General features: G+C 61.5%; 15 protein-coding genes. 5 read left to right on the top strand and 10 right to left on the bottom strand.

From position 1 onward, the window contains the following. Positions 1-22: 22 nt before the first annotated feature. Entirely contained in the window at positions 23-613 is a 591-nt protein-coding gene (locus D6877_RS29850; protein ID WP_241662864.1) for a YwqJ-related putative deaminase, read from the top strand. Between the two features lie 100 nt (positions 614-713). Here D6877_RS29850 and D6877_RS06685 read toward each other — a convergent pair whose 3' ends face one another. The 3 genes from D6877_RS06685 to D6877_RS06675 all read right to left on the bottom strand — a co-directional run bounded on the left by D6877_RS06685 (position 714) and on the right by D6877_RS06675 (position 3,321). Continuing rightward, positions 714-1,607, bottom strand: a complete 894-nt coding sequence (locus tag D6877_RS06685; RefSeq protein ID WP_130910273.1) for an NAD-dependent epimerase/dehydratase family protein — start codon at positions 1,605-1,607, stop codon at positions 714-716. A gap of 103 nt (positions 1,608-1,710) precedes the next feature. Further along, positions 1,711-2,622 (bottom strand): LysR family transcriptional regulator, encoded by a 912-nt coding sequence (locus D6877_RS06680; protein ID WP_130910272.1) that lies wholly within the window; start codon positions 2,620-2,622, stop codon positions 1,711-1,713. A gap of 108 nt (positions 2,623-2,730) precedes the next feature. Beyond that, positions 2,731-3,321 carry an NAD(P)H-dependent oxidoreductase gene (locus D6877_RS06675; protein ID WP_042608814.1) on the bottom strand — a complete coding sequence of 197 codons (591 nt, stop codon included), beginning with the start codon at positions 3,319-3,321 and terminating at the stop codon, positions 2,731-2,733. Between the two features lie 181 nt (positions 3,322-3,502). Between D6877_RS06675 and D6877_RS06670 the strand changes: the two genes are divergently transcribed. After that, positions 3,503-3,817 (top strand): putative quinol monooxygenase, encoded by a 315-nt coding sequence (locus tag D6877_RS06670; protein ID WP_130910271.1) that lies wholly within the window; start codon positions 3,503-3,505, stop codon positions 3,815-3,817. Here the strand turns inward: D6877_RS06670 and D6877_RS06665 are convergent. Further along, on the bottom strand, positions 3,807-4,571 hold the full coding sequence (locus D6877_RS06665; RefSeq protein WP_130910270.1) for a sulfite exporter TauE/SafE family protein: 765 nt from the start codon (positions 4,569-4,571) through the stop codon (positions 3,807-3,809). The two genes, D6877_RS06670 and D6877_RS06665, sit on opposite strands and share 11 nt — an antisense overlap. Positions 4,572-4,787: 216 nt before the next feature. Here D6877_RS06665 and D6877_RS06660 point away from each other — a divergent pair, with 216 nt between their 5' ends. After that, positions 4,788-5,726: a LysR substrate-binding domain-containing protein gene (locus D6877_RS06660; protein WP_130910269.1), complete on the top strand. Its 939-nt coding sequence runs from the start codon at positions 4,788-4,790 to the stop codon at positions 5,724-5,726. A 39-nt stretch (positions 5,727-5,765) separates the two neighbouring features. Then, complete coding sequence (locus D6877_RS06655) at positions 5,766-6,116, top strand: cupin domain-containing protein (RefSeq protein WP_016770579.1); 351 nt, start codon at positions 5,766-5,768, stop codon at positions 6,114-6,116. Between the two features lie 201 nt (positions 6,117-6,317). Here the strand turns inward: D6877_RS06655 and mmsB are convergent, their stop codons facing one another. Both mmsB and D6877_RS06645 read right to left on the bottom strand, forming a co-directional pair. After that, positions 6,318-7,205 carry a 3-hydroxyisobutyrate dehydrogenase gene (mmsB, locus tag D6877_RS06650; RefSeq protein WP_130000077.1) on the bottom strand — a complete coding sequence of 296 codons (888 nt, stop codon included), beginning with the start codon at positions 7,203-7,205 and terminating at the stop codon, positions 6,318-6,320. Between the two features lie 10 nt (positions 7,206-7,215). Beyond that, a complete protein-coding gene (locus tag D6877_RS06645) occupies positions 7,216-8,742 on the bottom strand; it encodes a CoA-acylating methylmalonate-semialdehyde dehydrogenase (protein ID WP_024011486.1) in 1,527 nt (508 codons plus the stop codon). Positions 8,743-8,891: 149 nt separating this feature from the next. Here D6877_RS06645 and D6877_RS06640 point away from each other — a divergent pair, with 149 nt between their 5' ends. Beyond that, complete coding sequence (locus D6877_RS06640) at positions 8,892-9,839, top strand: LysR family transcriptional regulator (RefSeq protein ID WP_051600376.1); 948 nt, start codon at positions 8,892-8,894, stop codon at positions 9,837-9,839. Here the strand turns inward: D6877_RS06640 and D6877_RS06635 are convergent. From D6877_RS06635 to recD, 4 genes are all read right to left on the bottom strand, one after another. Then, the gene (locus tag D6877_RS06635) at positions 9,836-10,330 is read right to left on the bottom strand and encodes an OmpA family protein (RefSeq protein ID WP_130910268.1); all 495 of its coding nucleotides are present in this window, start codon (positions 10,328-10,330) and stop codon (positions 9,836-9,838) included. The two genes, D6877_RS06640 and D6877_RS06635, sit on opposite strands and share 4 nt — an antisense overlap. 5 nt (positions 10,331-10,335) lie before the next feature. Beyond that, positions 10,336-11,604, bottom strand: coding sequence for a diguanylate cyclase (locus tag D6877_RS06630; RefSeq protein WP_130910267.1), 1,269 nt, complete (start codon positions 11,602-11,604; stop codon positions 10,336-10,338). Further along, entirely contained in the window at positions 11,601-12,170 is a 570-nt protein-coding gene (locus D6877_RS06625; protein WP_130910266.1) for a YfiR family protein, read from the bottom strand. The genes D6877_RS06630 and D6877_RS06625 overlap by 4 nt, the downstream gene beginning before the upstream one ends. A 119-nt stretch (positions 12,171-12,289) precedes the next feature. After that, positions 12,290-14,329 carry an exodeoxyribonuclease V subunit alpha gene (recD, locus tag D6877_RS06620; RefSeq protein ID WP_241662863.1) on the bottom strand — a complete coding sequence of 680 codons (2,040 nt, stop codon included), beginning with the start codon at positions 14,327-14,329 and terminating at the stop codon, positions 12,290-12,292. Positions 14,330-14,331: the final 2 nt, after the last annotated feature.

Here is a 14,331-nt window from a genome sequence, read left to right as displayed (position 1 = left end):
CATGCGCGGCGCTTCTTCGGAAATGGCTACTTTTCATAATTTTCAAGGCAGCCCATCGGGAAACAATGTTTTTCCGGGCATTACCTCAATGCCGACAAAAATCCCCCAGAATCTGCAGATTCCAACGTTTGAAGGCGTTCGCAAGGATCCGCAATCGAGGAAAGACAATGACTTTCTGCCCACGGGTGATCTGGGTTCGTATTCGGTGACGGCGAGGAAACAGTTCAAGTCGGCCCTGCGTGAAGAGTACAAACGCAACGGGGTGATTCTGCATCCGGAAACAATGAAACTGATCATGAATCATGTTCGGGCACATCCCGAAATCCCGATCCGCGCAGGCGTTGCCGGCTTGCATGCTGACGTGCAGACCGTCAACGACATTGCCAATAAATTGCCTCTCAGGGACGGAAAGTTCGATTCGTCGGGCTTCAAACGAGCGCTGTCGGACAGCGTCGTTTTTGTCCAGAAACTGACAAACCCTGGACTCAATCAGGATTTCCCGGCTTGTGGCAACTGCACTGGCATCATCCCTGACATTGTCACTGTTGCCACCGGCATCCTGCCGTTAGGGCGCCACACCGGGACCTCTCGCCGAAGGCATATTTCCGGTTAATCGGAGAACGCCCTGTACCGGCTCAGACAATGGCGCAGGGCTTGGCAGCATCGGGCAGATTCGTCTGCCCGATGCCCCTTGCAGCATCGGAAGATGCCGCTCACACCATTTCTCGACGAATCCATTCCACCACCGACGTACGCTTCGGCACCCAGCCCAGCAGTTCGCGGGCATGTTTGCCGCGTACCCGGCTGTTGGAGCCGAGGCCGTAGTTGGCCATTTCATAGCCCCATTCGGCTTCGGCGTCTTGCAATGGCCAGTCTTGCGGTTTGCCCAGATTGAGGGCTTCGGCCATGGCGGTGGTCATGTCGATGAACGAGGCTTCACCGCTTTCAACAAAGTAGAACGTGCCCGGCACATTCCTGGTCAACGCCAGCAGATACAGGGCGACGACGTCTTCGATGTGCACGTTGGACCAGATGTTCTGGCCGCTGCCGACGTGACGCACCACGCCGCTTTTACGCGCCTGCTTGAGCAGTCGCGGCAGTTGCACGCTGTCGCGTTTCACTCCCAGGCTGTGGCCGCAGATCAGCGTGTTGCAGATCACCGCCGAGTTCACGCCATCCTGCGCCGCCGCGAGCACCAGATTGTCGATGGCAACGCGGTCGGCTTTATCGACGGTCGGTTCCGGCAGGTTGTCTTCGTAGTAAATGACGTCGCTGGATTTGCCGCCAGACGCATCGCCGACAATGCTCGAACCGCTGGTGTGCAGAAAGACTTTAGTGGAGCCGCGCAAAGCGTCGAGCAACGCTTCAACTGCGCCGCGATGATCGCTGCTGGCAGCGTTGATGACGGCATCGGCAGCACGCGCCTGTTGCGCCAGCAACTGGCTGTCATCAAGGGTGCCGATTACCGCATGCATGCCCAACGCTTTGATTTCGTCAGCCTGCTCGGCGCTGCGCACCAGACCAGTAACCTTGTGCCCGGCCTGCACCAGACCGGTGGCAATGGAACCGCCGATAAAACCGGCAGCGCCGGTAACGAATACGTTCATGGAGAAACTCCCTGCGTGAATAAGTGATGCAGCGAGTATCGACCGATGAACCCCGGCGAAAAACCCGCCACAGGCCAATTCACTCTTGCGCAGGGATCACGAATCAGCCCTTGAATTCGGCGCTGGCGTAGGCGGCGAGTTTGCTCTGGATAAAGTCGAGGAAGCACTGGATGCGCAACGCCAGTTGCGAGTTGCGGTAGTACACGGCGTTGATCGGCTGACGGTAGCCGCTGTTGAATTCACCAAGCAGGACTTTCAGGCGCCCGGCACGGATGTCGTCGATGGTCATGAAGTGCGACAGACAGGCAATGCCCTGCCCTTCCAGCGCCAGATGGCGAACGGTCTCACCACTGGAAGCGCTGATTGCCGGGCTGATCGGCCAGCGGTCGCCATGCACATAGCGCAGCGGCCACTGGTTGAGGCCTTCGTTGTGGGTGAAGCCGAGCAGCGTGTGTTCGCTCAGGTCTGCGACCTGCCGGGGAGCGCCGTGTTTTTTCAGGTAAGCAGGGCTGGCAACGATCATCAACGGACTGCAACCGAGCGAACGTGCCTGCAGCGTCGAATCAGCGAGCGTGCCGATGCGGATGGCGACGTCGGTGCTTTGTTCCAGCAGGTCAATGATCAGGTCATTGCTGTTGAGTTCGAGTTGGATGTCCGGGTAGAGCTGCCGGAATTCGTCGATGTAGGGGACGATGGCGTGGAGCATGAACGGCGAGGCGGCGTTGATGCGCAGGCGCCCGGATGGGGTCTGCTGGCGCGAGGACAGGCGTTCTTCGAGTTGATCCATCTGATCGAGAATCAGCTTGGCCTGTTCGAAGAAATACTTGCCCTCCTCGGTCAGGTCCATGCGCCGCGTGGTGCGGTTGATCAGCGTGGTGTCGAGCTTGGCTTCGAGCTTCGACAGCGTGCGACTGACGGCCGACGGCGTCTGGCCGACCTGCTCGGCGGCGGCGGAAATCGAACCGCACTCGATCACGCAGACGAAAATCTGCAACTCATCGGATCTGGCTTTCACGGGTTCCCTCTTTGAAATCGCCAAGATCGCAGCCAGTCGCCATGCGCACTGTAGGAGCTGCCGCAGGCTGCGATCTTTTGCTATGACCCCGATATTAGCCTGAAAGCCTCAAGCCTTGAGACCAAACACCTCAGTCAGATGCTGCTCATAGCGCACCACATCATTCTCGATATTCGGACGCTTCATCACGTCAACGCAGAGGAAGGTCGGCAGCGCGGTCATGCCGAGAAATTCGTTGGCCTTGTGGAACGGGAAGTACACCGCGTCCACGCCTTTGGCTTCGAAGAAATCCGTCGGATCATCGAAGGCTTGCTGCGGTGCGTTCCAGGTCAGCGACAGCATGTATTGCTTGCCTTGAATCAGACCGCCGCTGCCGTACTTCTGCGAGGCATCGGACCGAGTGCGGCCGTCACTGGCGTAGAGGCTGCCATGGCCTTCGGTGAAGACTTCGTCGATGTACTTTTTCACCGTCCACGGCGCGCCCATCCACCAGCCCGGCATCTGATAAATGATCACGTCGGCCCAGAGGAATTTCGCCACTTCTTCGGCAACGTCATAGCCCTCGTCGATAAACGTGGTCTTGACGTCGACACCGCCGCGATCGAGCACGCTCAGCGCGGTTTCGTGCAGGGTGGTGTTGTAGCGGCCATCGGAGTGGGCGAATTTTTTACCGCCATTGAGCAACAGCACTTTCTTCATCGGAAAACCTCGGCGCAGCCTTCAAGGCTGGATTGAAACAGGAATTGGAATGGCCGCAGATTAACCATCGATCTCGCGCGGAAACAGCCACGTCGACGCAAAATACATTTGATCAAAACGCACGAATCGATCGCCAATTGTTGCCGTAGCATCGCCGCTTTCTGCTTTTGAGGAAGTTGTGATGAATGAACGCCAGGGTTTCATCCTGCACGCCAAGACCCGCCCGGAAAAATCCGCCGAATTCGAAGCGCTGTTCCGTGCTTACGTGGAGCCGAGCCGCGCCGAACCGGGCTGCATCGAGTACCACATGCTGCGCGACCAGCAGGATCCGACGCTGTTTATCTTCTACGAAATCTGGGCCAGCCAGGCGCATCTGGATGAGCACTCGGCATTGCCGCACATGAAAGCGTTTTTCGCCAGGCGCATGGACTATCTGGAGCGCGATTTCGATATCCGCGCGATCGACATGCTCAGCGAATCGTCGGCTAGCCGCTGATCAGCAAATGGGCGCCGAGCGCGCCCAGTCCGATAAAGAACACGCGCTTGAACAGCACCGCACTGATGCGCTGACGCAACCATTGGCCAAGCCACATGCCGAGCATGGCCGGGATCAGCGCCAGCAGCGAGGCACTCAATTCGCCAGCGCCGAGTGCGCCGTGCCAGAGCAGCCCAGCGGCCAGCGCCAGGGTCGAGACGGTGAAGGACAGACCGAGCGCCTGCACCAGTTCATCGCGGTTCAGCCCCAGTGCTTGCAGGTACGGCACCGCTGGAATCACGAAGACGCCGGTGGCTGAGGTGATGACGCCGGTGATCAGGCCACACAGCGGGCCGAGCCAGCGCTCATGACGCAGGTTGACGTGCAAAGTCGACAGAAACAGTCCGCTCAATGCATACAGCAACAGCGCCGCGCCGAGTCCGCGCACCACCCAATGGCCGCCGGACATGCCGAGCCAGAGGGTGCCGATGCCGGTGCCGAGGAAGATCAGCAGCAGCATGGGCCAGAGACGTTTGATCAAGCTTTTCAGGTGGCCACCGAAGGCCAGTTGCCAGAGGTTGGTGAGGGTCGCGGGGACGATCAACATCGCGGCTGCCTGCGCCGGCGCCATAGCCAGACCGAGCAGGCCCATCGCGACGGTGGGCAGGCCGAGGCCGATCACTCCTTTGACCGTGCCGGCGATGAGGAAGGTGGCGACGACCAGTAGGGAAAAGGTCAGGCCGAGGGTTTGGTAGAAGTCGGTCAGTGTGTGCATTGGGGTAATGTGCACTGATCCGGGCTGGGGGAAAATCTGCCATATACTGAGGCAGCCTCTTCCTTTGCAAGAGGCTGTCATCGGCGTTGAGGCATCTGGCCTCTTCGCGAGCAGGCTCGCTCCCACACGGGATCTGCGCTGTACATGAGCCCCTGTGGGAGCGAGCCTGCTCGCGAAAGGGCCAGCCCAGCCACCGCAAAACCAGAGGCAAACCCCATGCACTTCGACCTCACCGACCTGCGCCTCTACCTGCACATTCTCGACACCGGCAACATCACCGCCGGCGCCGTGCGCAGTCATTTATCCCTCGCCGCCGCCAGCGCTCGAATCCGCGCGATGGAAGCCTCGCTGGGCGCCGAATTCCTCGAGCGCGGCCGCCGTGGCGTCACCCCGACGCCGGCCGGTAAAGCCCTCGCCCGCCACGCGCGCATCCTTTTGCAACAGGCCGAACGCATGCAGCAGGAGCTTGCCGATTACGCGCAAGGCGTGAAAGGCCAGGTGCGGCTGTTGTGCAACACCACGGCGATCACCGAGTACCTCCCAGAAGTGCTCGCGGATTTCCTGCGCAGCCATCCCAACCTCGATATCGATCTAACGGAGCTGCCCAGCGCGCGGATCACCCATGCCTTGCGTGAAGGCGCAGCGGATCTGGGCATCGTCTCCGACGCGGTCGACACCAACGGCTTACAGACTCAAGCGTTTCGCGACGATCCGCTGCTGCTGATTCTGCCGCTCGATCATCCGTTGTCTGACGCCGCCGAGGTCAGTTTCAGCGACGCGTTGCAGCACGACTTTGTCGGACTCAGCGCCGACAGCGCATTGGCGATCTATCTGGAAGAACAGGCGCTGCACAGCGGCGCACGAATGCAGGTGCGCATTCGCGCCGATGGCTTCGATGGGGCGATGCGCATGGTCGCCCGAGGTGCCGGCCTGGCCATCGTGCCGTTGGCCGCTGTCCAACGCGCGATGCTCGAGCAGTTCAAGTGCGTGACTCTGAATGAGCCGTGGGCGCGCCGCGCGTTATTGCTCTGCGCGAGAGACTTCGCCGCGCTGCCGGGTTATGCCAACGCGTTGTTACAAGCGCTCAGCGCTGCGCGCGTTTCTGAGCACTCCGATGTCGACCCCAGACAACTGAGCGACATCCGGGCGCTATAGGGTGCGGCTTCAATCTCAAATCACTTGCCCGGAGTCCCCATGACCGCGACCGCCCCTATCACCGTTCTGCGCGACACTCACCCGCTGCCGGTACTCGACGCCTGCAAGTGGGAAAAACTCGAAGGCGACCCGCACACCGTCAACCTCAACGCCTACACCAGCGAAGACGGCAGCAAGATCATGGGCACGTGGATCTGCACACCGGGCAAGTGGCGCGTCGATTATGTGAAATGGGAGTACTGCCATTTCCAGGAAGGCTACTGCGTGATCACCCCGGACGGCATGGCGCCGATCCACCTGCGCGCCGGCGATATCTTCGTCGTTGAGCCGGGCATGAAGGGCACGTGGGAAGTGGTCGAGACCGTGCGCAAATATTTCGTCTTCGCCTGAGGCAAAAAAGCCGGGAAATCACCCGACGTGATTTCCCGGCAAATGTCCCGGCGTTGCTAAAACCTGTGGCGAGGGGATTCATCCCCGCTCGACTGCGCAGCAGTCGCAAACCCTGAGCACTCGGTTTGCCTGACACAATTCAAGGGGGTGCTGCGCAACCCAACCGGGATAAATCCCCTCACCACAAAGGTCTGACCGCGATTACTGCGGCTTGCGATAGCTGTTGATGATCGCCGAGAAATCCTTCCCGCCGTCACCGCGCTGGCTCATCGCCTGATACAACTGCTGCGCCACCGCGCCGAGCACCACCGGCTGGTGCGCCTGCCGCGCCGCTTCCGTCGCCAGGCCGAGATCCTTGAGCATCAGCTCCGCGCCGAAACCACCGGTATAACCCCGCGAGGCCGGCGCCGTTTCGACGATGCCCGGCCACGGGTTGTACATCTCCGAACTCCAGCAACGGCCGGTCGAGCTGTTGATGATCCCGGCCAAAACGCCGGTGTCGATCCCCAGCGCATCGCCCAATGCCATCGCCTCACTGACGCCGACCATCGAAATCGCCAGCAGCAGGTTGTTGCAGATCTTGGCGATCTGGCCGGTGCCGACTTCACCGCAATGCACAATGTTGCGGCCCATCTGCGCCAGCACCGGTTGCAGGTTGGCAAACAGTTCCGGGGTAGCGCCGACCATGAAAGTCAGCGTGCCGGCGGTCGCGCCGCCAGTGCCGCCGGAGACCGGCGCATCGGCCATGGCCACGCCTTGTTTGGCGGCGGCCGCTGCGACGTCGCGGGCGGTCTGCGGATCGATAGTGCTGCAATCCACCGCCGGCACGCCTTGGCGAATGCCGGCAAGCACGCCCTCTTCACCCAGCCAGACACTGCGCACGTGCACAGCCGCCGGGAGCATGGTGATCACCAGTTCGGCATCTTCCGCCGCCTCGCGGGCTGAAGCGCGGATGGTGCCGCCCAGTTGCTCGAGTTCCGCCAGCACGGTTTTGTTCAGGTCGACCAGGTTCAACGAGTGGCCGGCCTTGATCAGGTTGCGCGCCATCGGCGCGCCCATGTTGCCCAGCCCGATAAATGCGATTTTCATGATCGAATCCTCAGCGCAGGTTGATGGTGGTGTTCACGCCGTCGTTGACGCTGTCGTCGTCGAACCAGCGCGCCGTGACCGTTTTGGTCTGCGTGTAGAACTGCACCACTTGCTTGCCGTACGGGCCGAGGTCGCCGAGTTTCGAACCGCGCGAGCCGGTGAAGCTGAAGAACGGTACCGGTACCGGAATCGGGATGTTGATGCCGACCTGCCCGACGTCGATTTCAGTCTGGAACTTGCGCGCCGCCGCACCGCTCTGGGTGAACAGGCCGGTGCCGTTGCCGAACGGATTGGCGTTGACCAGCGCGATCGCCTGATCGAGGGTGTCGACTTCCAGCACCACCAGCACCGGGCCGAAGATTTCCTGGGTGTAGATCTGCATGTCGGTGGTCACCCCGGAGAACAGGGTCGGGCCGACAAAATTGCCTTGTTCATAACCCGGCACGCTGATGTCACGACCATCGAGTTCAAGCTTGGCGCCTTCCTTGATGCCGCTTTCGATCAGCTCGAGAATCCGCGCCTTGGCCTTTTTCGAAATCACCGGGCCGACATCGGTGCCCGGCTCGCTGCCAGCATTGACCTTGAGTTTCTGCGCCAGCGCTTTCAGATCCGGCAGCCACTGCTTCGCCGCGCCCACCAGCACTACCACCGAGGTGGCCATGCAGCGTTGCCCGGCTGCACCGAAACCGGCACCGACCAAGGCATTCAGCGCTTGCTCGCGATTGGCATCCGGCAGCACCACAGCGTGGTTTTTTGCGCCCATCATCGACTGCACGCGTTTGCCGTGTTTGCCGGCCAGGTCATAAACGTGGGTGCCGACAGCGGTCGAACCGACGAACGACACGGCTTTGATGTCCTTGTGCGTGCACAGGCCATCGACCACATCCTTGCCGCCATGAACGACGTTGAGCACGCCCGCCGGAACGCCAGCCTCAATGGCCAGTTCCACCAGCAGCATGGTCGACAGCGGATCCTGTTCCGAAGGCTTGAGCACGAAGGTGTTGCCGCACGCGATCGCCATCGGGAACATCCACAGCGGAATCATCGCCGGGAAGTTGAACGGCGTGATGCCGGCGCACACACCGATCGGCTGGCGCAGGGTGTAAGTGTCGACACCGCCAGCGACGTTCTCGGCGAACTCGCCCATTTGCAGGGTGCCGATCGAGCACGCGTGCTCGACCACTTCCAGGCCACGGAAAATATCGCCCTCGGCATCAGCAATGGTCTTGCCCTGCTCGGCGCTGAGGACCACGGCGATGCGCTTGGAGTGCTCGCGGATCAGCGCTTGCAGCTTGAGCATGATGCGCATCCGCGCGCCGATCGGGGTCAGTTTCCAGGTCTGGAAGGCACGCTGGGCGGCGCTGACAGCGGCATCGACCTCAGCGGCGGTGGCGAACGGAACCTTGGCCAGCACTTGCTGGGTGGCCGGGTTGACGATGTCGTGCCACTCGGTGGTCTGCGACTCGACCCATTCGCCGTCGATCAGCAGTTTGACCTTTTGCAGCGTGGTGTCGTTGGGCGTAAGCGATGCGTTCATGCTGGTCTCCAGAACTTGTTTTTATCGTAGGAGCCAAGGCGAAAGGTTCGCCTTGAGATGAGGCGTGTGTCACGAATTGGTTGTCGGACTGTTTTTGGAGTATAGATGTGCAAACTTCTAATAAGAACGCACATATAAGCCCGACCATCATGCAAAAAAACATCACCTCGCTAGGCTCGCTGAACTGGGACGACCTGAAGTTTTTCCTTGAAGTCGCCCGCACCCGCAAGGCCAGCACCGCCGCCAAACGCCTGGCTGTCGACTACACCACGGTGTCGCGACGGATCAGCTCGCTGGAAGCGGCGCTCGGCACATTGCTGTTCGAAAAATCCCGCACCAGCGGCTTCGTCCTGACCACTGAAGGCCAGCGCTTGCTCGGTTATGCCGAGTCGATCGAAAGCACGTTGCACATGGCCTGCGAGCAAGTCTCGGGCTCGGGCGTTGCCTTGTCAGGGCACGTGCGCATGGGCTGCACCGAAGGCTTCGGCAGCTTCTTCATCACCCCGCAGTTGAGCCACTTCGTCGACGCCTACCCGGCAATCTCGGTGGACATCCTGCCGCTGCCGCACTTCATCAGCCTGTCCAAGCGCGAGGCCGACATCGTCATCGCCCTCGAGCGGCCGGAGCACGGGCCGTACGTCTGCTGCAAACTCTGCGACTACCGCTTGCAGCTGTACGCAACCCAGGACTATCTGGACAAACACCCACCCATCCGCCACCCGGCCGACTTGAGCAAGCATCAATTCATCAGTTATGTGGATGATCTGGCGTTCAGCTCGGAGCTGCTCTACCTGGCCAACGTGCTGCCCGGCGCCAGCGCAAACTTGCGCAGCACCAGCGTGATCGCGCAATACGTTGCCGCGCAGCAGGGCCGCTCGCTGGCGATCCTGCCGTGCTTCCTCGCCGCACAGGACCCGCGATTGTTGCCGGTGTTGCCGGAGGAAATCGACATCACCCGGCAGTTCTGGATGTACTGCCGGGAGGATTTGCGCAAGTTGAAGCGGATTACCTTGTTGTGGGATTACATTCGCGAGGTGACTGAGCGTAATCAGGCGTTGTTGATGGGGGAAACGCGGGAGATGCGCTTTGCCGATTAATCGGCGCTGACCACAATCGACACCCGGCGATTTTCCGTGCGCCCCGCTGCGGTGTCGTTGGAAGCCACCGGTTCGCTGCTGCCCAGGCCTTGCAGCTGGATGTTTTCCGGCTTCATACCGACCGTGCCGAGGACGTTGGCGACGCTCTTGGCGCGGCGCAGCGACAGTTGCTGATTGTAGGTTTCCTTGCCCGACGCATCGGTGTGGCCATCGACCCGCACCCGCTCGATGCCCACGCCGAGCAGCGCCTTGCCGATGCGTTCGACGATTTCCGTGCTGGGTGCATTCAGGCTTTCGACATCGCTGCCAAACAACACTTTGCCCGACAGGCCGAACTCCCAACCGTCGTCGGTCAATTCGAAACCCTGCTGTTTGAGCACGGCGACCTGCGCCGGTGTCAGGCCCTTTTGCGGGGCGGTCTGGCAACCGCTCAGGGTCAGCGCGGCCATCAGCAGCAATGCGGAAAACAGTCGAACGGCAAGTGTGAACACGGGCATCACCTCCTGGTGTGAACGGTATCGACCGGGCGCTCCGACCCGGCCGTGAATTGCGCGCCGCGCGACAGGCGCTTGGCCTGATACATCGCCGCGTCGGCTGCGTTGAGCAAGGTGCTCGGCGTGCTGCCATGATCGGGATAAACCGAGATGCCGATACTGAGCGAAGTCACCACACTGCTGTCGCCGGGCAAGGTGATTGGCATATCCATGCTGGCGAGGATCTTGTCTGCGATGTGCTCAGCGTCTTCGACCGTGTGCAGCGGCGCGAGCAGCACGGCGAACTCGTCGCCGCCCAGCCGCGCGACCAGATCATCCTCGCGCAATTGCGCTCGCACACGATTGGCAATGGCTACCAGCACTGCATCGCCCGAAGCGTGACCAAAGTTATCGTTGATGCCTTTGAAGCGGTCGCTGTCGAGAAACAGCACGGCGACCCGCTCATCGTGCTTTTTCGCGTTGCGCAGGGCGCGGATCAACCGACCTTCAAAAAATGCGCGGTTGGGCAACCCGGTGAGGCTGTCGTGGGTCGCTTGATGGGCAAGGGTTTCGTTTTCGTTTTGCAGGTGGGTTTGCCACGACTCAAGTTCGCCCAGCAAGGCATTGAAGTCATTGCCGAGGTTATCCAGTTCGGCGATCTGCGCCGGCGGCACGCGCCGATCAAGAGCGCGTTCGCTACGGGCGGCGTGAGCGACGGAGGCGAGGCTGTGCAGCGGGCCGATGATCGCGCGTAACTGCCGCCGCGCCAGATAAAGCGCGACCCAGGCGCTGATCGCGGTGCACAACACAATGCCGGCCAGACCGCTGAGCAGGAAGCGCATCAGGCTGCCGCCGTGGCCGATGAGCAGGACCCGACCGATTTCACGGTCCTGATGCTCAATCGGCAGGCTCACCGGTTTTTCCAGAATGGCGCGGGCGATCCGCATCTCCAGCTCGGAGAACAAGCCGGTTTCAGCGCGCTGCCATTGCGCAATCAATTGGCCTTGCGCGTCGAGCACCCGGGCATCCGCTACTTCCTCGGTGGCGGCGATGATCGCCAGCGCCTCGGTTGCCGCCGCTTTGTCATTGAACACGACGGCCGCTTCGACGGTGTAGCTGATCGAACGAGCGATCAAGTGCAGGTTGTGATCGGCATACACCCGCAGCGCGAGCACGCCCAGCAAGGTCAGCGAAACACTGGCCATCGCCACCGCCACCAGCGCGACAATCAAATGCCCGCGGCCAATGACCGAACCAAGAGTGGGGCGAGCCTTCCAACTGAACAGCTTCATGGCGCCGCCGCTTTGCGACGGGACAACTGCAACACGCTGGGGTGTATGCGCACACCACTGCGAGCCACGGAGTCGAGATTGACCTCGAACGACACTTGTTCATCGCCAACGCGCAGGCAGAACAGACTGCCGACGGTACATTGATCGTCGGCTTCGCTGATGCTCAGCACTGGATGCCCGATCAACGATGCGAACAGGCGACTGCGTTCATCGGCGGTGAGTTTGCCGATGTACACCGCATCGCATTCGCTGACGATGCCCGGGTTGTCCGCCAACAGACGCCGCACGGCCACCGGCCGGCCCGTGGCTTGCGTGGTGCCTTTGACCAGGTCATCGGTGTATTCGGTGGGGCCGACGATGCACAGGCGCAACTGCGCAGGTTCCACCGGCCAGCGTGCATAACTGAGGATGCCGAGGACCACTTGCGTGACCGCTTTGGCCCGCTGCTCGGCCGGCCCGGTTTGCGCTTGTGCGATCGCAATGCCCGTCAACACCCAGAGCAAAACGATCAGCAAGGCGCGCTGGCAGGCAACCACACGCTCTGTCGTCCGGACGGCGACCTTCATGCAGGGATTCTCTTGGAGCGTAACGAAATGATGCCGCAACGATAGCACAGCGCCAGAACACCAGCGAGGCGCCGGCCTCTGACCGGTTGGTCAGTATTCGTTGTCGGTCATTCAGCGCTTCATCCCTGAGGCTCGGTGCCCTCCTCCAGTTCCAGCATCAGCCCGCTCAGACGCTTGACCTTGCGCTGCACCGCCTCTTCAAACACGCCGGCACGCGGCTCGATCAAAGTGAACCAGTCTCTGGCGCGGGTAATCCCGGTGTAGATCAGCTCTTTGGTCAGTACCGGATTCAGCGCATCCGGCAGGATCAGCGCCGTGTGGGCGAATTCCGAGCCTTGAGACTTGTGCACCGTCATGGCGTACACGGTTTCCACGTCGTTGAGCCGACTCGGCAACACGAAGCGCACGCCGCCCTGACCATCGTTACGCGGGAAGGCCACGCGCAGAACCGTTTTACCGATCTCTGCGCCTTCACGCTCGGGCAGTTTCAGGGCGATGCCAATGTCGCCGTTCATCAGGCCCAGACCATAGTCGTTGCGCGTCATCAGTACGGGCCGACCTTCATACCACTGCTGATCGCTCTCGATCAGACGCGCCTTGAGCAACGCAGCGGTAATGCGCTGATTCAGACCTTCAACGCCCCACGGCCCTTTGCGCACCGCGCACAACAACTGGAACGTATCGAACGCCTGCAAGACTTCCCGCGCCCAATCGGTCCAGTCCGCATGCTCAAGAGGCCGCGTCGACGGTGGACGCTGATCGCGCAGTACGCTCAAGTAATGGCGATAACCTTGCGGGCCGTTGCCGTGACCTTCGAGCAACAGGCGTTCGAGCTTCTGATCATGTTCGCCTTTGAGCGGCAGCGAATACACGTCGTCGTAGCTGCCGGCCGCGAGCAACTGTCGCGCCTCATCGGCCAATTGCTGATTGACCCGGCGCGCGAGCTGACCGATACCGCTGCCCTCGCCGAAGCGGCGCGAGTGCCGCAGCATCACCACTTGCTGCGCCAGCGGATGGGTGCCGTCGCGGTCCTCATGCAAACCGCTGCCCTGCAACGACTCGCCACTGACCGACTCCAGCCATTGCCGCGTCTGCGGGCTGTACCAACCGCCCTCGGCGTCACGGCACAGATCGCCCAACACCGCACCGGCCTCTACCGAGGCCAGTTGATCCTTGTCGCCCAGCAATACCAACCGCGCATGGGCCGGCATGGCGTCGAGCAAGTTGGCCATCATTTCCAGGTCGATCATCGAAGCTTCGTCGACCACCAGCACATCCAGCGGCAGGCGGTTACCGGCATGGTGACGAAAGTGGCGGGTACCCGGTCGACTGCCGAGCAAACGGTGCACGGTGGTGACATCGCTGGGGATCGCCGCGCGCACCGCTTCGGCGACTTGCAGCGATTGCACTTGCTGGCTGATCGACTCGGTCAGGCGCGCAGCGGCCTTGCCGGTCGGTGCGGCCAGACGTATGCGCAGCGGATGGCCGGCCTCGACGGCCGGTGCCTGCAGCAGTGCGAGCAGGCGCACCACCGTGGTGGTTTTGCCGGTACCCGGGCCTCCGGTGATGATGCTGAAGGCGCTGCGCGTTGCGAGAGCACAGGCGAGTTTTTGCCAATCGATTACAGCTGCGGATTCCGCACGGCCGAACAATTCATTGAGGCGCTGCGGCAGATCCTCTGGCGTCGGCTCCTGTTGCATCAAGCGTTGGCGCAACGCTGCATCAATGCGGCGTTCGTAGGTCCAGTAACGGCGCAGGTACAGGCGTTTCGAGGACAGCACCAATGGACGTGTCTGCGCTGTGTCACCCGCATCAGCGGCCAGAGCGACCAGCGAGCTGCTTGCCAGCACTTTGCACCAATGGGCTCCATCGAGCGTTTCGAGCAGTTGTGAGGGCAGCAGCAACACACCGCCCTGCACATCGCCTTCGGGCGGCAATGACAGTGCAAAATCCGGCGCCTTGAGGGTTTCGAACAGGTCCAGACACACATGACCATGGCCGAGTTGATGGCTGGTCAGCGCAGCCGCCAGCAGCACCAGCGGATCGGTCTCGGGCTCGAGTTCATGCAGGAAAGCGACAAACGCCCGGTCCAGCGCGCGCAGCCAGCCGCGCTCGACCCAACGGCTCAGCAACAACAGCAAATCATCGGCGCGGGTCAGCG

This window comes from Pseudomonas sp. Sample_9, from assembly GCF_004307535.1.
Lineage (GTDB): Bacteria > Pseudomonadota > Gammaproteobacteria > Pseudomonadales > Pseudomonadaceae > Aquipseudomonas > Aquipseudomonas mercuritolerans.
Note: the sequence above shows the minus strand (reverse complement) of the source record. Positions and strands in the feature narration are given on the sequence as shown.